Origin of the sequence: Nonomuraea sp. NPDC049480 (assembly GCF_044465905.1) — a bacterium.
Classification (GTDB): domain Bacteria; phylum Actinomycetota; class Actinomycetes; order Streptosporangiales; family Streptosporangiaceae; genus Nonomuraea.
Genome location: NZ_JBITMD010000004.1, coordinates 14917 through 36413, shown reverse-complemented (window position 1 = coordinate 36413; position 21497 = coordinate 14917). Strand labels below are relative to the sequence as shown.

19 protein-coding genes are annotated in these 21497 nt (G+C 71.0%); 11 read left to right on the top strand and 8 right to left on the bottom strand.

From position 1 onward, the window contains the following. The first annotated feature begins 82 nt into the window (after positions 1 to 82). From ACIBX3_RS13385 to ACIBX3_RS13365, 5 genes are all read left to right on the top strand, one after another. The gene (locus ACIBX3_RS13385; RefSeq protein ID WP_397116461.1) at positions 83 to 1603 is read left to right on the top strand and encodes a CDP-alcohol phosphatidyltransferase family protein; all 1521 of its coding nucleotides are present in this window, start codon (positions 83 to 85) and stop codon (positions 1601 to 1603) included. Next, entirely contained in the window at positions 1600 to 2319 is a 720-nt protein-coding gene (locus ACIBX3_RS13380) for a DUF5941 domain-containing protein (protein WP_397116459.1), read from the top strand. The genes ACIBX3_RS13385 and ACIBX3_RS13380 overlap by 4 nt, the downstream gene beginning before the upstream one ends. Positions 2320 to 2516: 197 nt before the next feature. Next, positions 2517 to 3323, top strand: a complete 807-nt coding sequence (locus ACIBX3_RS13375) for a hypothetical protein (RefSeq protein WP_397116457.1) — start codon at positions 2517 to 2519, stop codon at positions 3321 to 3323. After that, a complete protein-coding gene (locus ACIBX3_RS13370; protein WP_397116455.1) occupies positions 3323 to 4099 on the top strand; it encodes a hypothetical protein in 777 nt (258 codons plus the stop codon). The genes ACIBX3_RS13375 and ACIBX3_RS13370 overlap by 1 nt, the downstream gene beginning before the upstream one ends. A 132-nt stretch (positions 4100 to 4231) precedes the next feature. Then, positions 4232 to 5614: a glycoside hydrolase family 16 protein gene (locus ACIBX3_RS13365; protein ID WP_397116453.1), complete on the top strand. Its 1383-nt coding sequence runs from the start codon at positions 4232 to 4234 to the stop codon at positions 5612 to 5614. Positions 5615 to 5884: 270 nt separating this feature from the next. On the opposite strand, the gene ACIBX3_RS13360 is transcribed toward ACIBX3_RS13365, so the two are convergent. After that, positions 5885 to 6460 carry a 2OG-Fe(II) oxygenase family protein gene (locus ACIBX3_RS13360; protein WP_397116451.1) on the bottom strand — a complete coding sequence of 192 codons (576 nt, stop codon included), beginning with the start codon at positions 6458 to 6460 and terminating at the stop codon, positions 5885 to 5887. Positions 6461 to 6532: 72 nt separating this feature from the next. Here ACIBX3_RS13360 and ACIBX3_RS13355 point away from each other — a divergent pair, with 72 nt between their 5' ends. Continuing rightward, entirely contained in the window at positions 6533 to 7705 is a 1173-nt protein-coding gene (locus ACIBX3_RS13355; RefSeq protein WP_397116449.1) for a hypothetical protein, read from the top strand. 29 nt (positions 7706 to 7734) lie between these two features. Here the strand turns inward: ACIBX3_RS13355 and ACIBX3_RS13350 are convergent, their stop codons facing one another. Further along, on the bottom strand, positions 7735 to 10083 hold the full coding sequence (locus ACIBX3_RS13350; RefSeq protein ID WP_397116447.1) for a GH1 family beta-glucosidase: 2349 nt from the start codon (positions 10081 to 10083) through the stop codon (positions 7735 to 7737). Between the two features lie 128 nt (positions 10084 to 10211). On the opposite strand from ACIBX3_RS13350, the gene ACIBX3_RS13345 reads away from it, so the two are divergent. From ACIBX3_RS13345 to rocD, 3 genes are all read left to right on the top strand, one after another. After that, positions 10212 to 10685 (top strand): Lrp/AsnC family transcriptional regulator, encoded by a 474-nt coding sequence (locus ACIBX3_RS13345; RefSeq protein ID WP_397116445.1) that lies wholly within the window; start codon positions 10212 to 10214, stop codon positions 10683 to 10685. 123 nt (positions 10686 to 10808) lie between these two features. After that, positions 10809 to 11606 carry a dimethylargininase gene (gene ddaH, locus ACIBX3_RS13340; protein WP_397116443.1) on the top strand — a complete coding sequence of 266 codons (798 nt, stop codon included), beginning with the start codon at positions 10809 to 10811 and terminating at the stop codon, positions 11604 to 11606. A 1-nt stretch (position 11607) separates the two neighbouring features. Continuing rightward, positions 11608 to 12828 carry an ornithine--oxo-acid transaminase gene (rocD, locus tag ACIBX3_RS13335; RefSeq protein WP_397116441.1) on the top strand — a complete coding sequence of 407 codons (1221 nt, stop codon included), beginning with the start codon at positions 11608 to 11610 and terminating at the stop codon, positions 12826 to 12828. A gap of 121 nt (positions 12829 to 12949) precedes the next feature. On the opposite strand, the gene ACIBX3_RS13330 is transcribed toward rocD, so the two are convergent. From ACIBX3_RS13330 to ACIBX3_RS13315, 4 genes are all read right to left on the bottom strand, one after another. Beyond that, complete coding sequence (locus ACIBX3_RS13330; RefSeq protein WP_397116439.1) at positions 12950 to 14221, bottom strand: CU044_5270 family protein; 1272 nt, start codon at positions 14219 to 14221, stop codon at positions 12950 to 12952. Continuing rightward, a complete protein-coding gene (locus tag ACIBX3_RS13325) occupies positions 14214 to 14810 on the bottom strand; it encodes an RNA polymerase sigma factor (RefSeq protein WP_397116437.1) in 597 nt (198 codons plus the stop codon). The genes ACIBX3_RS13330 and ACIBX3_RS13325 overlap by 8 nt, the downstream gene beginning before the upstream one ends. A 65-nt stretch (positions 14811 to 14875) precedes the next feature. Beyond that, positions 14876 to 15586: a class I SAM-dependent methyltransferase gene (locus tag ACIBX3_RS13320; RefSeq protein ID WP_397116435.1), complete on the bottom strand. Its 711-nt coding sequence runs from the start codon at positions 15584 to 15586 to the stop codon at positions 14876 to 14878. A gap of 20 nt (positions 15587 to 15606) precedes the next feature. Then, positions 15607 to 17163 (bottom strand): alkaline phosphatase D family protein, encoded by a 1557-nt coding sequence (locus ACIBX3_RS13315; protein WP_397116433.1) that lies wholly within the window; start codon positions 17161 to 17163, stop codon positions 15607 to 15609. Positions 17164 to 17378: 215 nt separating this feature from the next. Between ACIBX3_RS13315 and ACIBX3_RS13310 the strand changes: the two genes are divergently transcribed. Both ACIBX3_RS13310 and ACIBX3_RS13305 read left to right on the top strand, forming a co-directional pair. Next, positions 17379 to 18656 (top strand): Glu/Leu/Phe/Val dehydrogenase, encoded by a 1278-nt coding sequence (locus ACIBX3_RS13310; protein ID WP_397116431.1) that lies wholly within the window; start codon positions 17379 to 17381, stop codon positions 18654 to 18656. Between the two features lie 235 nt (positions 18657 to 18891). Continuing rightward, on the top strand, positions 18892 to 19716 hold the full coding sequence (locus ACIBX3_RS13305) for a trypsin-like serine peptidase (protein ID WP_397116429.1): 825 nt from the start codon (positions 18892 to 18894) through the stop codon (positions 19714 to 19716). On the opposite strand, the gene ACIBX3_RS13300 is transcribed toward ACIBX3_RS13305, so the two are convergent. Both ACIBX3_RS13300 and ACIBX3_RS13295 read right to left on the bottom strand, forming a co-directional pair. Then, positions 19700 to 20587, bottom strand: a complete 888-nt coding sequence (locus tag ACIBX3_RS13300; protein ID WP_397116427.1) for a Gfo/Idh/MocA family protein — start codon at positions 20585 to 20587, stop codon at positions 19700 to 19702. The genes ACIBX3_RS13305 and ACIBX3_RS13300 overlap by 17 nt on opposite strands. Next, the gene (locus ACIBX3_RS13295) at positions 20584 to 21495 is read right to left on the bottom strand and encodes an NAD-dependent epimerase/dehydratase family protein (protein ID WP_397116425.1); all 912 of its coding nucleotides are present in this window, start codon (positions 21493 to 21495) and stop codon (positions 20584 to 20586) included. The genes ACIBX3_RS13300 and ACIBX3_RS13295 overlap by 4 nt, the downstream gene beginning before the upstream one ends. Positions 21496 to 21497 lie beyond the last annotated feature (2 nt).

The window sequence follows — 21497 nt, the reverse complement described above, 5'->3', positions numbered from 1 at the left end:
TTGCGTGATCCTCACTAGACTTTGACGTCTGTCCCCGCATCACCCGTTGTTCAACCCCCCGATACCGCCTCGAAAGGGAGTCATGACCCGCGTGGTCCTGCTAGGCGCCTCGCCCGGCCCCGACACCTCTCCGACCGGCCTGAGACTGGCCGCGCTGCCCGGCAATCCCACCGTCGGCGAGCGGTTGCGCAGCCAGCTCACTTCCCTCGACCCGCGGCTTGCCACGATCGCGTCAGACGACGTGGCCACCGCGCTGAGGTCACTGGCCGACATCGCAGAATCGGCGACGGAGAGCCTGCTCATCATCCCGGAGAACTCGGTCGTCCATGACGAGCTGATCTACCAGATCACCAAGACCAAACGCGGTGCGCTGGCGCTCGTGGCGAAGGAGCCGCGTCCCGAGATCACCGAGGAAGAGGCACAGGAGGCTCAGGAGGACAGCGTCCCGATCGACGAGGCCGAGCCGGAGATCGGCCTCAACCTCGTCGAGGGACTGCCCGTGCGCGCCCGCGTCGGCAAGTCGCGCGTGGTGTCGGCAGGCACCGCGACCCATGCCGTGACCAGGCCCAACGCGGTGATGCTCGGCCCGTTGCACCTCAGCGCGCGCAACGCCCCCGTGCTGGCGCAGACCTGCCGCGAGCTGGCCGGCCTGGCCCACACGTTCGGCCCGGACGACGACCTCGTCCAGCTGATCGTGTTCGGCCTGGTGCGGGGCGGCGTGTCGGTCGGCATCCGCGGCCGCCGCGACCTCTTCTACCGCCGGGTCGCCACCCAGGAGGAGGTCAACGAGGCCGGCGCCGAGATGGCCGGCATGGACGAGGACCGCGCCCGGCTCAACAACGCGGTCAAGGGCGCCGACGGCTTCTTCACCACGTACTTCGTCTCCACCTACTCCCGCTTCATCGCCCGCTGGGCGGCCCGGCGCGGGCTGACGCCCAACCAGGTGACGCTGATCTCGATCGCGCTGGGCATCGCCGCGGCCGCCTGCTTCGCCACCGGCGACCGCCCCTTCATGGTGCTGGGCGGAGTGCTGATCTATTTCGCGTTCGTCTTCGACTGCGTCGACGGGCAGGTCGCCCGCTACGCCCGCAAGTTCGGCGTGCTCGGGGCGTGGCTGGACGCCACGTTCGACCGGTTCAAGGAATACGTGGTCTTCGCCGGCCTGGCCGTCGGCTGGGTGGTCTCCGGCAACGGCGACGACATCTGGATCCTGGCGCTGGCCGCGCTCGGCCTGCAGTCGGTGCGCCACCTGCTCGACTTCTCCTTCGGCATCTCCAACCGCCGCAAGCCGCCCGGCCAGCTGCCCACCCTGCCGCTGGACGCCCCTGACGACCGCGAGCTGCGCGCGGCGCTGACCCGCCGTAAGGTGGAGCGCAGCCAGGGCCTGCGTGGCGTGCTCAAGATGTGGACCAAGGCCGGCAAGTTCCGCGCCGTCCACTGGGCGCGCAAGATGATCGTGTTCCCCATCGGCGAGCGGTTCGCGGCCATCGCGATCACCGCCGCCCTCTTCGACGCCCGGATCACCTTCCTCACGCTGGTGATCTGGGGCTCCGTCGCCGCCGCCTACACCCTTACCGGACGCCTGATGAGGTCCCTCGTATGATCACCCAACCGCAGGCCATGGCCACCCCCACGCCGGATCCCGACGAGGAACGCCGCCGCATCCAGACCGCCCGCCTGCTCGCCTACCGCGACGACGGTCCCCTCGCGGGCGTGCTGGCCGGACGGATGGGCCCGGGGCTGCCGCCCGTGCCGGCCACGCTCGCCGCCCTCGTCGCCATCACGGCCATCACGGCCGCCGGCGTCCTCCGGCCCGGCCCGATCCTGCTCGTGCCCGTGGCGATCGCCCTGCTGCTCGTGCTGCCCACGACGCCGCGCAACCACCTGGGCCGCTTCGACTGGCTGACGCCGCCGCTGCTGCGCGGCACCGAGTTCCTCACCGTGATCGCGATCGGCCTGGCCGCCGACGCGCCGAAGTGGCTGCTGTTCGTGCTGGTGTACGTCGTGGGTTACCACACCTACGACACCGTCTACCGGACGCGGCAGAGCATCTGGCCGCCCGCCTGGGTGTTCCGGGCGGGGCTCGGCTGGGAGCTGCGGCTGCTGATCATCGGCGTGGGCGCGGCGCTCGACATCGTGACGCCCGTGCTGGCGGTGCTGACGGCGTACCTGTTCGTGTTGTTCGCGGTGGAGAGCGTGACGAGCTGGGTCCGTCTCGACAAGGCCTCGGCCCAGGCGGGTGCGGACGCCGAGCAGGACCTGGAGGCCTCCCCCGAGGACGCCATGGAACAAGCCACCGGCGAGGCGGAAAAAGGCTGACTGTTTGTGATCTCGTACGGCGCCGCACCACTGTGCGGCGCCGTTCGCTTTTCCATCCTGTGCGGCCTCCTCCGTGGCCGGACGGGCACCGTCTGGCGGTCCAGGGCTTCCTGACCCCATATCGCGAATGGCCGATTAGTCTGGGATCCAGGCACACTCGGGCCGGGTTCCGGTCCGGCCGGAGCCAGGAGACGCGGATGGCGTTCTTGTCGCGACTGTTCAAGCGGGGCGACCCGCTGGCCGATCGTGAGGAGGCGCGGCGGCAGGGGATGCGGGACGCTCGGCAGCACCCCTTGGGCGAGTTCACGGATCCGGAGTTCCAGCCCGCGTACGTGACGGAGATCCGGGCCCGGGCCCGGGAGCAGATCACCGAGGTCGACCGGCGGCTGGCGGCCACCCGTACGGCGCTGCTCGAGCGCGCGGCGGGGGCGCGGGAGGAGATCCTGCGGGAGCTGGGCAGGAGCGACACGCGGCCCGAGCCGCCGCCCCCCGCGAACGGGCATGAACCCGCGGCCGGTCTGGACGAGCGGCCGGTGGACGCGTTCATCTCGATCGCGGAGGCGAGGGCGCGGCGGGCGGAGTCGCGGCGGCGGGGCGTGGTCGAGGAGGCCGACGCCAAGGTGCAGCGGGCCAGGGCCCTCATCGAGCATCTCACCCAGGAGTGGGAGAGCGCGCTGATCGACCGCGACCACGAGGTGGAGGCCGTGCACGCCAGGGCCGAGCAGCTCATCGCCGCGTACAAGGGCGGTGTGCTGCGGGCCCACCCGCGCAAGGAGGAGGTCCCGTCGCTGTGGAAGGGCGAGGTCATCGCGACGGAACCCACGGGCGACACGGCCACGGCCTTGTCGGGGCGTGAGGAGATCGGGCGGATCCTGCGCGAGGTGGAGGATCGCATCGAGGTGTGGCGGGCGGAGGTCTTGCCCCGCGAGCTGCCGTCCGAGCACCGCCGCCAGCTCTCCCCCGGCCCGGCGGCGACCGCGCCGGACGACAGGGAGGACGCGTGATGGCGGAGGACGGTCGCGGCGAGGGGGCTCCCGGGCGGCGCGTGCCCTCGGGCACGCGGCCCCGGCCGGCACGCCGGCTGTCAGCGGCGTCGGCGGTGGTCGCGCTGATCGCCGGCGGCGTGGCGGCATGCGGCACGGAGGCCAGGGGCATCTGCGGCGTGATCGTCGACTCGACCAGCTACGCCGACCCCGGCACCTCCAGGAACGACGTCACCTCCAAGCTGCCCGCCTTCGCCCAGACCTGCGACTGGATCGCCTTCGCGGCCGTCACGGGAAGCTCCGAGAGCAGCACGTGCCGCCAGGACCCGGTGGCCATCGCCGCCACCCGGGCCGAGAACCCCAACGAGAACCCGGTCGTCGAGGACCGCGTCAGGGCGCACCGCATCACGCAGGTCCTCCCGCGGGCGACGCAGCTGTTCGACTGCCCGGCCGAGGGCGAGGGCTCGGACGTGCTGGGCGCCCTGCGCTACCTGGTCAAGCAGCTCAGCGCCCAGCGCCAGCCGGACAAGGCGCACCAGATCATCGTGTTCAGCGATTTGATCAACAACCGGGGCGACCTGAACATCAACCAACTGGACCTGAGCGAGAACGGCCGCAAGCAGAAGATCAAAGAGCTACGCGACACGCGGCTGATGCCCGACATGACCGGGTACACGGTGGCCGTTCACGGCTTCCTGCGGAAGAAGACGTCCAGCCCCGACCGGTTCCCCCTGCTGGAGAGCTTCTGGCGAGAGGCGTTCGAGTCGGCCGGCGCCACCACGGTGGACCTGCTCTAGGCAACCCAGGTCGAGAGCGCTCTCACACCCGGCAGATCGGGATCTTGACAGAGAGTAAAGCTCGTGTTCACATCGCTTGAGAGAGCGCTCTCTCGCCCCCGTTGACGCCCCCGCACCCCCACTGGAGCGACGATGACAACAACAAACAGGCACCGGCGCCGCCTCGCGGCCGTCGCCGTGGTGCTCGCGGCCGTGGCCGGCCTGCTCGTCAAGGCGGCCATCAGCGCCTCGGCCGCCGTCCCTCCCACCCCGTCCGGCTGGTCACTGGTCTGGTCCGACGACTTCAACGGCTCCGCGGGCACCCTGCCCTCCTCGGCGAACTGGATCATCGACACGGGACACTCGTACCCCGGCGGACCGGCCAACTGGGGCACCGGCGAGATCCAGAACTACACCTCCAGCACCTCCAACCTCAGCCTCGACGGTGCGGGCAACCTGCGCATCACGCCCCTGCGCAGCGGCTCGGGCGAGTGGACCTCGGCCAGGATCGAGACCCGGCGGGCCGATTTCAAGCCCGCCGACGGGCGCATCCTGCGCATCGAGGGCCGCGTCCAGATGCCGAACGTGACCGGCGACGCCGCGCTCGGCTACTGGCCGGCGTTCTGGGCGCTCGGGTCCCCGTACCGGGGGAACTACTGGAACTGGCCGGCCATCGGCGAGTTCGACATCATGGAGAACGTCAACGGCATCAACTCCGTCTGGGGCGTGCTGCACTGCGGCGTCAACCCGGGCGGGCCGTGCAACGAGACCACCGGGCTCGGCGCCAGCCGCGCCTGCCCCGGCGCCACCTGCCAGTCGGCCTTCCACACCTACCGCTTCGAGTGGGACCGCAGCGTGAGCCCCAACCAGCTGCGGTGGTACGTGGACGGGCAGCAGTTCCACAGCGTGAGCCAATCCCAGTTCGACGCCACGACCTGGAACGACATGACCGGCCACGCCGGATACTTCCTGCTGCTCAACGTGGCGATGGGCGGGGCGTTCCCCAACGCGCTGGGCGGCCAGACGCCGACGGCGGCGACCGTGCCCGGGCGTCCCATGGTGGTGGACTACGTGGCGGTGTGGCAGAGCGGCACCACCGGCCCGACCGACCCGCCGGGCGGCGTCGACGCCCGCTCCACCATCCAGGCCGAGCGCTACCAGGGCCAGTCGGGCACCATCGTCGAGACGACCACCGACACGGGCGGCGGGCAGAACGTCGGCGCGATCTCCAACGGCGACTGGCTGCGCTTCGACGGGGTGAACTTCGGCACCGAGGCGGCCAGGCAGTTCAGGGCACGGGTGGCCTCAGGGGCGGCGGCCGGTGTGAGCGGGCTGGTGCAGGTGCGGCTGGACAGCCCCACTTCCGCGCCCATCGGCGACTTCGCCCTGGCCAACACGGGCGGGTGGCAGAGCTGGCGTACGGTGCCGGCGAACATCTCGGGCGTCACCGGGACGCACACCGTCTACCTGACCTTCAGCAGCGGGCAGCCGGCCGACTTCGTCAACGTCAACTGGTTCACGTTCTCGACCTCCTGAGGCTCGAGCATGGAGTAACGGAAACGACTTGCGGCGTTACGTTGTGTGCCGATAACGTTATCGGTGGCCGAACAGGTGAGCGATAGCCAAGCCACCTGCTCGGCCGTTACTCACCGCCGGGAGGGCGGAGCACGTGCTGCTCAGACCGGGAGCGCGTGTTGGGGCGTGGAAACCCGCGCAAGCGGGGCCGGAAGGTGAACCGCCAAGCAACAGCGTCGCGACCGTGCGCATAGCCGCACGGTTGGGACGGCTGGAATCCCTCGGATTCATTCATCCGTGGGAGCACTTCAAGTTGCAGACGAACGTGCCCCGCACCGGCGGCGCCTCGATCCAGCCGCGCGGGGTGCGGACCTGGAGGCCGCCGTTGTCGTCCTGGAGGAGGAGGGTGAGCAGGCCATAGTCGGTGTGCTCGCCCACGCCCCAGGTGCCGGCGTCGTCCGGTGGCGCGGGCGGGTAGTGGAAGATCCGGAACAGGATGGTCGGGTCGGCGGTGTAGCCGGTGCGGAAGTAGTCCTCGTCCAGGCCGAGGCTCAGGGCGACGCCCGACATGACGGACTGGGCGAGCGCGGTCATCCTGTCGAGGTATTCGAGCACCGCGTCACGCAACTCGGGCACCTGGGCGGGGAACAGGTTGGGGCCGTGCAGCGGGAGCGGTCCCGGAGGTTTCTCGGCCCCGAAGTAGATGCCCTCCTTCAGGTCGGGGCGTCCTGAGGTGAGCTCCCCGCCGACGGGGAAGAAGCCGCTGTCCCGGCAGGCGGCGCCGATGGCGTCCGCGACGGCACGCTTGCCGGAGTGCGGGGCTTCGGTGAGGAGTGGCGCGACATCGATAACCGGCAATTCGCTCACCACGCCATTCTTCCCCCGCGATCCCCCGTCCACGCGGCTAGCATCGATGGCAGGACCCTCGTTGGAGGCCCGATGCGCTTCTTACGCCGCAAGCAGGACGAACCTCTTGAGCCTGGCCAGGTCACCCGCATCACGCCTGCCGTCGCGTACGACGGCGATCTCTACCGCCTGCCCGACTGGCCGCGCCGCCGCCGCGAGGAGCGGGACCTGGGCCGCGCGCACGCCGCCGGGGGCCAGATCGACACGCTCACGCTCCAGACCGGCAGCGTGCCGCGCTTCCACGAGCTGGAGGACGAGCGGCTGGCCGAGCTGGCCGAACTCGACGAGCGCACCGAGCAGGAGGTCCAGCGGGCGCGGGCGGAGTTCGAGTCCCAGAAGATCAGGCTCACCGAGTCGCAGCGCACGTTCGGCGAGGCCCGCAAGGCGCTGGAGGACAGCCAGCGCCGGGTAACGGAGCTGGAGCAGCCGAGCAGGCGGCCCGGTGACGGACGGCCCAGCTCGATCGCGATCTCCGGCAGCCACTGGCCGGTCATCCGCCGCTGGCTGCCCGCCGCCCTCCTCCTGTTGCTCCTGCTGATCGTCGAGGTGCCGATCCTCTACCAGGTGATCCTGAGCTGGGGCGACAGCGTGGCGATGACCGCGCTGCTGGCCGCGGGCGCGGCGCTGATCATGCTGGTGGCCCCGCACATGTACGGCAGGGCGTTCCGGTCCTGGCAGGAGCACGGCAGCTCGGCCAAGGGCCGCTGGCTGCTGATCGGCGTCGCGGTCGTATGGCTCGGCCTCATCGTCGCCGTGGCCGTGCTGCGCCGGGATGCCCTGGTCAAGCCGCTGGTCGTGGACGGTCAGGAGATCGGGCCCACGTCGGACGGCGTCGGCCAGCTCCCCACCATGATCCTGCTGCTGGCGCTGCTGATCGCCACGGCGCTGATCGCCGCCGACCTGGGGCGGCGGATGCACAATCCGAACGATCGCCGGCTGCGGGAGCTGCGGGCCAAACGCGACGCCGAGGCCGCCGCCTGCGCCGCCGCCCAGGCCGCGTACCAGCACGACGCCGGGTACGCCGAGAGCATCGCCCAATACCTGCAGGCGGTGGAGCGGCGCAGGGCCAGCCGGCTGCGGCAGCTGGACAGCGGCTTCGACAGCTTGGCGACGGCGTACCTCGGTGGCGTCGTCGAAGGGCTCAAGGACCCGGAGGCGGCCAGCTGGGCCGAGCGCATCGTGCTCCGCCGCCGCGCCCGCTCCTGACCGCGGCCCGCGCCGAGTGACGACAGTGGTCAGGCGGAGTCCCTGATCACGAGGCGGGTGGGCAGCACCACGGACTCGGTGTGCCGGCGCTCCAGCCTGGACAGCAGCAGCCGGGCGACCGCCAGCGCCTGGTCGGCGACCGGGACGCGGACGGTGGTGAGCGCGGGCGTGGTGACCGAGGCGGCGTCGATGTCGTCGAAGCCCACGATCGCCAGGTGCTCCGGCACCCGCCGCCCGCTCTCCCGCACCGCCTGCAGCGCCCCGATGGCCAGCTGGTCACTGGCCGCGAAGATCGCGTCGAGGGCCGGATCGTCGCCGAGGAGCTGCCGGGCTGCCGCCGCGCCCGACGCGCGGCTGAGCTCGGCGGGCGCCACCAGCGGACGCAGGCCGGCGCCCGCCAGCGCGCTCCGGTGGCCGGCCAGGCGGTCCTGAGTGGCGACCAGGTCCATGGGGCCGCAGACCATGCCGATGCGGCGGCGGCCGCCGCTGAGGAGGTGCTGGGTCGCGGCCTGCGCGCCACCGGTGTTGTCCACGTCCACGTACGGCACCAGCGAGGCGATCGCCGGCTTGCCGAGCAACACGATCGGCACGCCGGTGCGCGCGAGCCGCTCGGTCAGCGTGTCGCCCCTGTCGGGCGGCAGCAACACGACGCCGTCCGCGAACCCGGCCTCGACATGCTGGACGATGCGCCGATGGCTCTCGGCGGTGTCGGCCAGCATGAGCGTGATCTGTTTGCCCGCGCCCTCCAGCATGCTCGTGACGTACTGGACGACGGCCGCGGTGAGCTGGTCGCCGCCCTGCCGGGGCGCGGACAGGACGAGGACGACCGTGTTGGTGCGCCGGGTGACCAGGCTCCGTGCGGCCGCGTTGGGCACGTACCCGAGCTCCCTGACCGCCCGCAGCACGGCCTCGCGGGCCTCGGGGCTCACCGACACCTCCCCGTTGACCACGCGCGAGACGGTGGCCCTGGAGACGCGGGCGCGGGCGGCCACGGTCTCCAGAGTGGGGCGTTTGGGGCGGCTCTCGGTGAGGCCGTTGCGCTTGATGACGTCGCGGTACCACAGCGCGCTGTCCTTGAGCCGCCGCCGCTGGGTGACGAAGTCGACGTGGACGAGACCGAACTTGCGCTGGTAGCCGTCGGCCCATTCGAGGTTGTCGAGCAGCGTCCAGACGAGGTATCCGCGGACCTTGACGCCCTCCTGGACGGCCGCCCGCACGGCGCGCAGGTGCTCCTCGACGAAGCTGATGCGCTCCACGTCATGGATGCCGTCGCCGGTGACCACGTCGACGAAGTCGGCGCCGTTCTCGGTGATCATCAGCTCGGTGCCGGGGAACTCCGTGGCCAGGCGGCGCAGCAGCAGGGACAGGCAGCTCGGGACGATGGGCCAGCCCATGGCCGTGACCGCCGTGGGAACGGTGCAGAAGAGCACGCCCTCGCTGCCCGGGAAGGCGGGGTCGGCAGGCTCGCTGGGCTGCGCCTGCACGACGAGCGGCGTGTAGTAGTTGACGCCGAGCAGGTCGACGGGCTGGGCGATGAGCTCCAGGTCGCCGTCGCGCACGTGGCCGAGCCCGGCCGTGCGCTCGACGATCGGCAGCAGGCCGCCCGGGTACGCGCCGCGCAGCATCGGGTCGAGGAACTGCCGGTTGACCAGAGTGTCGATCCTGGCCACGGCCTCGGCGTCCTCGGCCGACAGCGGCCGGCCGACGTCGCTCACCTGGGCGGGCGTCAGCACGGGCGAGAGGTTGAGCACGGCGCCGACCTTCGCCGCCCCGGCCGCGCGCAACGCCTGGGCGCCGAGCCCGTGGGCGAGCAACAAATGATGGGCGCTCCTGAACGCGTCCGCGGCCGATTTCCGCCCCGGCGCGTGAATGCCCGAGCCGTAGCCGAGAAACGCCGACACCCACGGCTCGTTGATCGTGAACCAGGTGTCGACCCGATCCCCCAGCCGGTCGTGCACGGCGCCGGCGTATTCGGCGAAATGCCGGGCGGTGTCCCTGTTCGGCCAGCCGCCGGCGTCCTCCAACGCCTGCGGCAGGTCCCAGTGGTAGAGCGTCGCATAAGGCGTGATGCCCGAGCCGAGCAGCTCGTCGACCAGCCGGTCGTAAAAGTCGAGCCCGGCCGGATTCACCTTTCCCGATCCGTCGGGGAAAGCCCGGGGCCAGCTCACCGAGAACCGGTAGGCGGCCATTCCCAGGTCTTTCATCAGCCGTACGTCTTCTTGATATCGGTGGTAATGGTCGCACGACTCGGCACGGTCGGCGGAAAAGGTGTCCCAAATGGAGGGGCCGCGGCCGTCGACGGCGGTCGCTCCCTCGATCTGGAAGGCCGACGTCGACACTCCCCAGACGAATCCCTCGGGGAACGTTGCGGTGTTCACTTCTGGGCTCATTTCCTTGCTCATTTCCGTGCTCATACTGGCGAAAATCCCCCGGTGCAGCGTCGAACGTCCAGTCTCCCGCGCGCCGCTCGTCGCGCGCCAGCCTGGCCAGGCGGTATACAGAGCGCGTGGAACTGGACCGGCTCGATCGTGACATCATCGCGGCGCTCGTCGACGACGCCCGTGCGACCTACGCGGAGATCGGCCATCAGGTGGGGCTGAGCGCGTCGGCGGTCAAGCGGCGGGTGGACCGGCTGCGCGAGAGCGGGGCGATCACCGGGTTCAGCGCCAGGGTGGCGCCGCAGGCGCTCGGCTGGACGACCGAGGCGTACGTCGAATTGTTCTGCCAGGGCAAGACCAAGCCGTCGGACATCGCGCTGGCCGTGGCCAAGTTCCCAGAGGTGGTGGCGGCGGCCACGATCACGGGCGAGGCGGACGCGTTATTGCACATCAGAGCCACGGACGTACGCCATGTGGAGCGGGTGATAGAGCGCATCGCGGCCGAGTCGTTCGTGGTGCGGACCAAGAGCTCCATCGTGCTTTCGCGGCTGGTGGACGCCCCCGCCGGAGTGGTGCGCAACGGATCGCCCGCCGCCGGCTGACACACGCAACGAACCCGCGCCAACACGCAATGCCGACCGCTTGGCCTGCATAAACATGCATTCTTAGGCTGTCTCCGTCCCCCCGAGCAGGAAATCCATCCATAAATCTCGACGGAGAGCTGCATGCCCAAACACTTCCTCATGTGCCGTCCGGACTACTTCACGGTCGAGTACACCATCAACCCGTGGATGCACCCCGAGACCGGCGCGGACCGCGACGTGGCGGTCCGGCAGTGGGAGGGACTGAAAGCGGCGTACGAGGAGCTCGGGCACCAGGTCAGCCTGATCGACCCGATCGAGGGGCTGCCCGACATGGTCTTCGCCGCCAACGGCGCGCTGGTCGTGGGCGGCCGCGTCTACGGCGCCAGGTTCGCCTACCCGCAGCGCGGCCCCGAGGGCCCGGCCTACCTGCGGTGGTTCGCCGAGCGCGGCTACCCGGTCCTGGAGCCGGAGCACGTGAACGAGGGCGAGGGCGATTTCCTCACGCTCGACGACGTCATCCTGGCCGGCACGGGCTTCCGCACCGAGATGGTCGCCCACCAGGAGGCGCAGGAATACCTGGGGCGCCCGGTGATCTCGCTCACCCTGGCGGACCCGCGCTTCTACCACCTGGACACGGCGCTGTTCCCGCTGGACGGCCGCAACATCGCCTACTACCCGGAGGCGTTCTCGGCGGGCAGCCGGGAGGTGCTGCGCCGGATGTTCCCGGACGCGGTGCTCGCCCTGGCCGAGGACGCGGAGGTGCTCGGGCTGAACGCGGTCAGCGACGGCACGAACGTGGTCATCAACGCCGAGGCCTCGAACCTGCAGTTGGAGCTCAAGCGCCGGGGGTACGAGGTGATCCCGGTCGAGCTCTCGGAGCTGCGCAAGGCGGGCGGGGGACCCAAGTGCTGCACACTGGAGATCAGGGGGGAAAACTGACATGACCAGCAGCGCAGAGCTGATCGAGCTGAGCGAGCGCCGCAGCGCGCACAACTACCATCCGCTGCCCGTCGTGATCCACGAGGCGGACGGCGCCTGGGTCACCGACGTGGACGGCAGGCGATACCTGGACTGCCTGTCCGGCTACTCGTCGCTCAACTTCGGCCACGGCAACCCGAAGATCATTGAGGCCGCCCAGGAGCAACTGCAGCGGCTGACCCTGACCAGCCGGGCCTTCTACCACGACCAGTTCGCGCGCTTCTGCGCCGGGCTCGGCGACCTCACGGGCAAGGACATGATCCTGCCCATGAACACCGGCGCCGAGGCCGTCGAGACCGCCATCAAGGTGGCGCGCAAGTGGGGCTACGAGGTCAAGGGCCTGGAGCCGGACCTGGCCAACATCATCGTGATGGAGAACAACTTCCACGGCCGCACCACCACGATCGTCAGCTTCTCCACCGACCCGGAGGCGCACGACGGCTTCGGCCCGTACACGCCGGGCTTCCGGATCGTGCCGTACGGGTCCATCGACGCGATCAGGCGGGCCGTGGACGCCAACACCGTCGCGGTGCTGGTCGAGCCGATCCAGGGCGAGGCCGGGGTGCTGGTGCCGCCGGACGGCTACCTGACCGACATCCGGGAGCTGTGCACGGCCGAGGGCATCCTGATGATCGCCGATGAGATCCAGTCGGGGCTGGGGCGGACCGGGCAGACGTTCGCGTGCGACCACGAAGGGGTCGTGCCCGACATCTACGTCCTGGGCAAGGCGCTGGGCGGCGGAGTCGTGCCGGTGTCGGCCATCGCGGCGAACCGGGACGTGCTCGGGGTCATCCACCCGGGGCAGCACGGATCCACTTTCGGCGGGAACCCGCTGGCCTGCGCCGTCGGCATCGCCGTCATCGACCTCCTCAACACCGGCGAGTTCCAGGCGAGGGCCGCCAAGCTGGGCGAGGTGCTGCACACCCGGCTGCGCGAGCTGATCGGCAAGGGCCTGGTCGAGGTGCGCGGGCGCGGGCTGTGGGCGGGCGCGGACGTCGATCCGTCCCTGGCCACGGGGCGGGAGGTCTCGAAGGCGCTGATGAAGCGCGGCGTGCTGGCCAAGGACACGCACGGCTCCACGATCCGCCTCGCCCCGCCCATCGTCGTCTCCGAGGACGACCTGATCTGGGCGATCGACCAGCTCTCCGACGCCCTTTACGAGCTCATAGGCAAGAAGCCCTAGATCTTTTACGGCGCCGCCGAGCGGGCCCAGCCACCGTACGTGGCTGGGCCCTGTCCAGGGAGACGCTCCTGCGGTTCACGGGGCCGGGCGCCGTCACGGCGCACGGTCACCGGCTAAGTGGTCACTTGCCTGGCCGCGGAGGTGCCTCGGTCGGTTCTTCGGACCGCTGGGGTTCCTCGGCCGGCACCGGCGTCCGGCTCGGCACGGGACCTTCGTCCGGCGCGGGCTCATCGCTCGGCACGTCGTCCGGTGCGGGCTCCGTGGAGAATTCCGGATCGGGGATCGGCACGGACTCGTCGGCCGGGCCGTCCGAGGGCGGCTCGTCGGCCGGGCCGTCCGAGGGCGGCTCCTCGGCCGGGGCCGTGGCCCGGTCCTGCTGGACGGGGTCGCAGCTCGCGTCGTGGCCCACCGACGGCGCCTCGGGCAGTTCGTCCACCACCGACACCTTGAGCTGAGCCGTCAGCGCCAGGACGCTGCCGACGGGGGCGCCGGCCCCCTTGTCTTCGACGACCGTGTGCCGCTCCCCCAGGAACATGTGCGTGGCCGGGTCGAAGATGAGCTGTGTGAGCGTCCCCTGCCGGTCCACGCGCCCGAGCGCCACTCCCTTGCGATCCGCCGAGTCGGCCACCCCCTCGGCCACCTCGACGCCGGGGATGCCCTTGGCGGCCTCGAACAGTGCCGTGCGCTGGGCCTTGGGCAGATACGTCTCCCTGACCAGGTCCCCCACGTAGGTGAACGCCTTCAGGTCCTTGTCGGCGGCCTTGCCCTCCGACCCTTCCCCTGCGGCCCGGTAGACGCGGTCACGCATCGCGGCGGCGTCCGCCGGCAGCGTGCTCAGGTAGGCGTAGTCCTTGCGATGGTCGCCCAGCCGGTCGGGGCAGGACGCCAGCGTGTGCCAGGAGGAGCCCCGCTCGTCCTGCACGGCCCTCTTCGGCAGTTCCCGGCCGGGCCATGGCTTGGGCTCACGGCCCTCGATCAGCAGCAGCCCGTTCTCGCCGCCGTCGACCGACTGCCAGATCTTCCTGTGCGTCCGGTAGAGGTGCCTCTCGTCCGCGCCGTCCTTGCTGAAGGAGAACGAGGCGTACATCGTGTCGGACTCGATCAGGATGAACTGGCCGGGTCTGGGGTTCAGCTGGTCCGACAGGACGGCTGACTGGACCGGTGACGTGGTGCCGGCGCCCTGGCCGGACAGGGTCACGCCCACGCCCCCGACCAGCGCGACCGTCACCCCGAACGCGGCCGCGGCGTGCCACCCGAAGCGCGGCAGGCGAAAGCGGCCCCCGCGACGCGCCTCCGCCAGCAGCCGCTCCCGCGCCCGCTCGCGAGCCTCTGGGCGATAGGGCGGGGCAGGAGGCCTGCCCTCGGCGAACACGCGGATGTCGTCCTCATCCATGCTGGCGCTCCTCTGATGCTCCGAAGGGATCGATGCCGCCGAGCGCCCTGCGCACCTTGACGCGGAGCCTGTGCAGCCTGGACCGGACGGTGCCGACGGGCACGCCGAGCGCGATCGCCGCGTCCTCGTACGTCAGGTCCGCCCAGGCCACCAGCAGCAGCAGGTCGCGCTCGCCCGCGCTGAGCCGGGTCAGCGCGCCGGCCAGCCGGGGCTGGAGCTGCTCGGCGGTGACCCGGTCGGCGCTGCGGTCGTCGAACGTGCCCGGGCGCTCCACGCTGACCTTGGCCATGGCCGCGGTCCGCCGCCGCTCCGCCCTGCGGTGCTGGGCGACGACCTTGGTCGCGATGCCGTACAACCAGGGCCTGGCGTCGGGCCAGGAGCGGTCGTACCGGGCCCGCCCGCGGAACGCGACGAGGAACACCTCTCCCGTCACGTCCTCGGCCAGCTCCGATCCGAGACGCCGGGCGGCGTACCTGTGGATCTCGTCGGCATGCCGGTCGAACAGCGCCGCGAAACTCTCGGGGTCGCTGAGCGAATACCCGATCAGCGTCGAGTCGTCCAGCGTCTCGGGCACATCCTGAACACCCACCACTGTGCCGGTCCTCTCTCATGCGGTCACCCTGTTGTTGGCCGCACACCGGAGCCCGGTTCCCACTATTTCCGCCACGCCTCCATGCCCTCAGGGGCCTCGTCCCTGGCGAACCCGGCCGCTTCCAGCTCGGCGGCCAGACGCCCCCCGGACGGCCAGTGGCCGGTGGAGACCACCTCGTCCTCGCTGATCACCACGCCGCGGTGCCGGACCCGGTAGACGTGGCGCGCGGTGACGCTCTCGCCGGCGACCTCCAGGACCTGTCCCGCGACCTCGTAGACATGCCTGCCGACCTGATAGGAGCCCACGGTCTCCAGCTCGCCGGGACCCCGCACGGACCGCTCCCGCCAGTTGAAGATCAGCAGCCCGCCGGGCTCCAGCTGCCTGGCCAGCACCCGCCACAGCTCGGCCCGCTGCCCGGCGTCGAAGCTCTGCAGCACCGAGATCATCACGATGGCCTCGACCGGCTCGTCCACCTGCACGTCCAGCGCCCCGCACGGCAGGACGGTCACCCGGCTCAGCAGCTCGGGGTCCTCCGCCAGCCGGTTGACCAGGACGGAGCGCATGCCCAGCGACGGCTCGACGGCGTAGATCTCCGCGGGCGTCTCGCGGGCGATCAGCCTGGTGATCAGGCCGGTGCCGGCGCCGATCTCGACGACGCTCCGCCGCACGCCCTTGAGCAGGGGCGGCAGCAGCTCGCGGACCAGGGGCACGTGCCCGTCCTCGTGCCACAGGTCGTAGAACGGGACGGCGAGGGAGTAATGATCTTCAGTCATGACGCCAACGATAACCATTTTCACTCCAGCCGTACAGACTCGATCGGCCTGAGCACGTCGCCGCCGGAGTCGTACCAGGTCACCTGGTCGGGGAGGGTGAGGGTGGCGAGGGCGTTCTGGAACCACGGGCCCTTGGTGATCCGCCACCTGAACGGCGGGCGCGGGATGCCCGCCAGCCGCGCCAGCAGGCCGCCCACCAGCGTGGCGATCGAGAACTGGGTGAACACGTTGGCCCAGCGCAGCATCCGGCTGAGCGGGTTGCGGATCGGCGAGCAGACCACCTGGTAGACCGGCCCGGTATCGGCCTTGGCCAGATAGGAGTAGTGGACATCGCCGGAGAGGATCAGCACCGGCTTGCCGAGCCGGATGAGCAGCCCGGCCAGGTCTTCGAAGGAGCGCCGGAACGCGGCCCAGTGCTCCAGGTCGATGGCCTGCCGGAACGCCTCCGACCAGCGCCGCACCAGCGGGCCCCACTTGCCGTCGCACAGGGCCTCGTTCCAGTTCTGGACGCCGTGCACGCCCTCGGGCAGCAGGAACGGTATCGACGAGCCGATGATCACGCGCTCGGCCGGAGCGGAGACCTGCTCCTCGAGCCAGGCCCACTCCGCCGGGTCGAGCATGCGGCGGTCGCCGGGGGTGAGCTGCCTCGCGCACCTCGTGTCGACCATGATCAGGCGCGCGGGCCCGAGGTCGCGGGCGTAACTCCAGCGGTTGCTGGAGGGCTCGGCGTCGGCCTTCTCGGCGAACGCGTCGAGCGCGTCGCCCCCGTCGCGTCCGCCGCGATCCAGGAGGGTGCGCAGCAGCGGGTCGGCCGCGCGCTCGGCCGGCGAGAGGTTGCCGAGGTGCTGGTAGACCCAGTACGCCCCGAGCCCCGCCACCACCCGGCGCCGCCACCAGCTCGTCCCGGCCATCCGCTCGCGCCAGGGCTGCGAGGTGTTCCAGTCATCGCGCAGGTCATGATCGTCGAAGATCATCGCGGTCGGCACGGTGGACAGCAGCCAGCGGATGTCGGGCTCGGTCCACGCCTGGCGGTAGAGCTCGGCGTATTCCTCGAAGTCGGCGATCTCGTCGTGAGGCGGCGTGCTCCTCCGGGAGCGGATGTAGGCCAGCATGTCGGGCGAGGGGTTGTCGGCGTAGACCTGGTCGCCGAGGAGCAGCAGCAGGTCGGGCCACTCCGCGTCGCCCGCGTTCGCGAGATGGCGGCCGTAGGACCGCAGGACGTCCTCGCCGTAGGTGCGGACGTGCGCCGCGTCGTGCGGCACGCTGCTGCGGCACGAGCCGAACGCCAGCCGGCGGGCGCCGGCGGCGGGCAGCAGGCGGATCCCGCTCGGCGGGCGACCCGCCAGGGGCCATACCTCCTCCCCCTCGAGGCTCACGGAATAGGACGCGATATCCTGGGACAGCTCGACGAGATCCACGATCGCGTAGTGGTGTCCGTGCACGGTGAAGGTAGGCGACCGGTAAGCCCTGCCGCCCGCCTCGACGGTGACCGTGCAGGGTTCGGCGGTCTCCACCCAGATCGAGGCGCTGTCGGTATCGACGTGTCGCAGCATCGGCCCCACCACGAGTGCGGGCATCCCACTCCCTGATTTCGATGATTCGGCAAACTCTCGCCGTAAGCCTGCCAGAGTGGCACGGTCTACAGCATCTCGATCAGCGGCCGGGGTTTCGGCGAACAGCTAGGCAAGGTCAAACCCCCCACCCTAGGATGATCGCGACAACATTGCCCACAAGTGGAAAGCAATGGCGCTTTCCCCGCGAATAGGGCGTATATCCAGGAGGAATCTCTTCCATGAGCATCATGGTGCCGTCAAAGACGCCGGCCCTGATCAGCCCGGGCCGCCAGGCCCTCGACTCCGCTCTCCACCAGCTCGACCAGGCGGCCGAGCACCTCGGGCTCGAAGACGGGCTCCGCACGGTGCTGGCCACGCCCCGCCGCTCGCTGACCGTCTCGGTCCCGGTGCGGCGCGAGGACGGACGTCTCGACGTCGTCCAGGGCTTCCGCGTCCAGCACAACGTCTCACGCGGCCCCGCCAAGGGCGGCATCCGCTTTCATCCCGGCACCGACATCCACGAGGTCACCGCGCTCGCGATGTGGATGACGTGGAAATGCGCGCTGGTCGGCATCCCGTACGGCGGCGCCAAGGGCGGCGTGGCCGTGGACCCGGCCGTGCTCACCACCCGTGAGCTGGAGCGGCTGACCCGCCGCTACGTCAACGAGATCCTGCCGATGATCGGCCCGGAGAAGGACATCCCGGCTCCCGACGTCGGCACCGACGAGCAGACCATGGCCTGGATCATGGACACCTACAGCGTCAGCGCCGGCTACTCGGTGCCCGGCGTGGTCACCGGCAAGCCGACGGCGCTGGGCGGCTCGCTCGGCCGCTCCGGCGCGACCTCGCGCGGGGTGCAGATCACCACGCTGGCCGCGCTCGGCCGCTCGCCCGAGGGCGTGACCGTGGCCGTGCAGGGCTTCGGCAAGGTGGGGGCCCTGACCGCCCAATACCTCGCCGACGCCGGCTGCAAGGTGGTGGCCGTCTCCGACATCACGGGGGCCGTGTACGCCGGCAGCGGTCTCGACATCGCCGGCCTGCGTACGTGGGCGGCCGAGACGGGCGGCGTGCACGGCTACCGCCACGCCGACGCGCTGCCCCTCGACGACCTGCTGGAGCTGGACGTGGACGTCCTGATCCCGGCGGCGCTCGAAGGGGCGATCACCGAGGCCAACGCGCCGCGGATCCGCGCCCGTCTGGTCGTGGAGGGCGCCAACGGGCCCACCACGCCCGAGGCCGACGAGATCCTCCGCGCGAACGGCACCACGGTCGTGCCCGACATCCTCGCCAACGCGGGCGGGGTCATCGTGTCGTACCTGGAGTGGGTGCAGAACATGCAGGCCTACTCCTGGAACTCCGGTGAGGTCGAGGTCAAGATGCGCGACCTCATGGACAGCGCGTTCTGCGAGGTCAAGTCGCTGGCCGCGGCCCGCGGCCTGACGCTGAGGCAGGCCGCCCACGTGATCGGCGTGGGCCGCGTCGCCGAGGCGCACCAGCTGCGCGGGCTCTACCCGTGACCGCTGCTTAAGTAGCACGGGGCCCGCCCGAAGTCCGACGCCGGGCGGGCCCCACGCTGAAACCATGGGGGACGTGAGAGGTCCCATCGGGTTCCTCTGCGTCATCACCTGGTCGGAGGCCGCCAGGAAGACGGCCAGGACTGAGCCACCGGCGTCGCGGTTCCCAGTACACAAGTTCAGTAAACACGAATGTCGCAGGTCATGGCACTGATCATCTTCTGCTAACAGTGGGAGGGTGCTCAGGTTGGTGCTGTCCCTGGTCCTGCTCGATCCAGCCGCCGTCGCCGAGGTGTCGCAACGCAACATCCCCGTTCCCCGCATCCTGACCCCCAAAGGCGACCGCCTGGGCTACGCCCCGGTCCCGCGCCCCTACACGGGGGCGCGCCGGCTCACCGGGGTGCTCGTCGGCCGGGACCCCGTCACGAAGAAGGACGTGATGTGCGGGGGCACGGTGATCGGCTCGCGCAGCCGCAGCCTGGTGCTGACGGCGGCGCACTGCCTCTACCACGAGGGCAGGCTGCTCGACCGCCTGGCCTTCCTGCCGGGCTACGAGCGGGGACGGCCGCCGCTGGGAATCTGGCCGGCCGTGCGGACGTGGGTGCCGGCGAGGTGGCGGAGCCAGGCGTTCTCGCCCGAGCTGCTGCCGTACGACATCGGCCTGGTCGGGGTGATGCGGCGGGGGCGCCCGCTGGAGGCGGTGACCGGGCGGGGGCTGCGCCCGATGCCGACCGCGAGGGGCACCGAACTGCGCGGCCTGGAGCTGCTGGGCTACCCGGCGGGCAAGGGGTACCCGGGATTGCGGCTGCACCGATGCCTGGCCGACGTCGTCGAGGGCATCGCGACCGGGCCGGGGCTGATGGTCACGCGCAACTGCCACGCCGCCGCCGGCGGCAGCGGCGGGCCCGCGCTGTACGGCGGCGCGATCGCGGGCATCGTGTCGTCCTCCAGCCCGCTGCGCGACGAGCAGGGCTACACCGTGCTGACCAGACTGGGCGGCCCGACCTTCGAGCGGATGTTCGCCAGGGCCGACCGGGCGATGCGGGTCAACCGGCCTGGCTGACGATCTCCTCGCAGAGAGCGTGCGTGATCAGGGCGTCGTCGGCGTCGATCCGGCGGCCCTCACGGACGGCGGCGAGGAACTCCAGGCAGATCTGCTCGATGCCGCGCTGCCTGGCCACCGGCACCCAGTCGGGCCGCCGGGTGAGGACCTCGCCGCCGCGATAGTCGATCACGTCGCCGAGGTTCTCCACACGGCGCTTGACGCCGTCGCCCATGACCTCGCAGGACTCCTCGCTCGCGCCGCTCACCCGGTTCATGACGCCGACGGCGGTGAAGCCGTCGCCGGACAGCTCCAGCACGATGTGCTCGACCAGGCCGTCCTTGACGCGGGTCCTGATCGTGGTGCCGGTCACCGCGCCGGGGACGAGGAACCGAAGGGTGTCCGCGACGTGGATGAAGTCGTCGAAGATCACCCGGCGGAGGTCGTCGGGATGGTTGTCGCGGTTCTTCTCCATGATGATGAGATGCCGGGGCCGGTCGGCGAGCCCGGCGTATCCGGGTGCGTACCGCCGGTTGAAGCCGACCATCAGCGACCTGTTCTCGGCCTTCGCGAGCCGTACGAGCCGCTCCGACTCCTGGAGCGTGTACGCGATCGGCTTGTCCACATAGACGTGGATCCCGGCGGCGAGCAGCGGCTCGACGATTCCCGGGTGGGCGTCCGTCGCGGCGTGCACGAACGCCGCCTCGACGCCCGCCTTGATCACCTCGTCCACGCTCGTCGACCGGCGGGCGATCCGGTAGGCGTCGCCGAGCCGGTCGAGACGGGCGCTGTTGCGGGTGCACAGGTGCAGGTCGAGGGCGGGCTGGGCGGCGAGCACGGGCAGGTACGCCTTCTCCGCGATGTCCCCCAGGCCGATCATGGCTGTCTTCACCCGTCGAGCGTAGCTTTGAGCGCCTGGTCGATCGGGGTAGGCGCCACGCCGAAGGTGTGCTGGAAGGCCGAGGAGTCGAGCACGTAGGGCGCGATGAACTGGTAGCGGGTGTGCCGGAGCTCACCCATGAACGGGACGAACAGGCCCACCGCGCGCAGCACCGGCCAGGGCAGCTGCACCATGCGGGGCGCGGGGCGTCCGAGCACCGCGGCCATGCGCTCGCCGATCTGCCGGAACGTCAGCGGCTCGGCGGTCGGCACGTGCCACGGCCGGCCCCACGCCCGCTCGTCACGGCCGGCCACGATCAGCGCATCGGCCACGTCGGGCAGGTACGTCCAGCTGTGCGGCATGTCGGCCGGCCAGACGAGCTGGATGGTCTTGCCCGCCCTGAGCGGTGCGAGGAACCTGTCGCCCAGGTAGGACTGGTCGGTGGCGCCGGGGCCGAAGTAGTCCGCGCCGCGCACCTCGGTCACCCTGATCCGGCCGGCCTCGTGGGCGGCCAGCGCGTCGGCCCACATCTTCGCCCGCACCCGCGCCTTGGGGTTGGTGGAGGCGAGCGGCAGGTCCTCGGTCATGGGGACCGTGACGGGTCCGTACGGGTAGAGGTTGCCGAGCATCACGTACACGGCGCCGCTGACCTCGGCTGCGGCCAGGAACGACTCGGCCATCGGCGGCCAGTCGGTGAGCCAGCGGTGGTACTGCGGGTTGACGCAGTTGTAGAGGACGTCGGCCCCCTTGGTGACCTCGATGAGCTTGGCCTTGTCGGCCACGTCGGCGGCGACCTTGGCCGCGCCGGCGGGCCCGCTGCCCGAGCGGGTCACGACGGTGACCTCGTGTCCCTGGGCGAGGAGCTTGGTGGCCAGATGCGTGCCGACCTGGCCGGAACCCACGACGACGTGCTTGCCCATGA

Bases quoted from the DNA above. Each gene is read 5' to 3' on its own strand.
- ACIBX3_RS13385 (WP_397116461.1), top strand. From the start codon at position 83: ATGACCCGCGTGGTCCTGCTAGGCGCCTCGCCCGGCCCCGACACCTCT.
- ACIBX3_RS13380 (WP_397116459.1), top strand. From the start codon at position 1,600: ATGATCACCCAACCGCAGGCCATGGCCACCCCCACGCCGGATCCCGAC.
- ACIBX3_RS13375 (WP_397116457.1), top strand. From the start codon at position 2,517: ATGGCGTTCTTGTCGCGACTGTTCAAGCGGGGCGACCCGCTGGCCGAT.
- ACIBX3_RS13370 (WP_397116455.1), top strand. From the start codon at position 3,323: ATGGCGGAGGACGGTCGCGGCGAGGGGGCTCCCGGGCGGCGCGTGCCC.
- ACIBX3_RS13365 (WP_397116453.1), top strand. From the start codon at position 4,232: ATGACAACAACAAACAGGCACCGGCGCCGCCTCGCGGCCGTCGCCGTG.
- ACIBX3_RS13355 (WP_397116449.1), top strand. From the start codon at position 6,533: ATGCGCTTCTTACGCCGCAAGCAGGACGAACCTCTTGAGCCTGGCCAG.
- ddaH (WP_397116443.1), top strand. From the start codon at position 10,809: ATGCCCAAACACTTCCTCATGTGCCGTCCGGACTACTTCACGGTCGAG.
- rocD (WP_397116441.1), top strand. From the start codon at position 11,608: ATGACCAGCAGCGCAGAGCTGATCGAGCTGAGCGAGCGCCGCAGCGCG.
- ACIBX3_RS13330 (WP_397116439.1), bottom strand. From the start codon at position 14,221: ATGGATGAGGACGACATCCGCGTGTTCGCCGAGGGCAGGCCTCCTGCC.
- ACIBX3_RS13320 (WP_397116435.1), bottom strand. From the start codon at position 15,586: ATGACTGAAGATCATTACTCCCTCGCCGTCCCGTTCTACGACCTGTGG.
- ACIBX3_RS13315 (WP_397116433.1), bottom strand. From the start codon at position 17,163: ATGCCCGCACTCGTGGTGGGGCCGATGCTGCGACACGTCGATACCGAC.
- ACIBX3_RS13310 (WP_397116431.1), top strand. From the start codon at position 17,379: ATGAGCATCATGGTGCCGTCAAAGACGCCGGCCCTGATCAGCCCGGGC.
- ACIBX3_RS13295 (WP_397116425.1), bottom strand. From the start codon at position 21,495: ATGGGCAAGCACGTCGTCGTGGGTTCCGGCCAGGTCGGCACGCATCTG.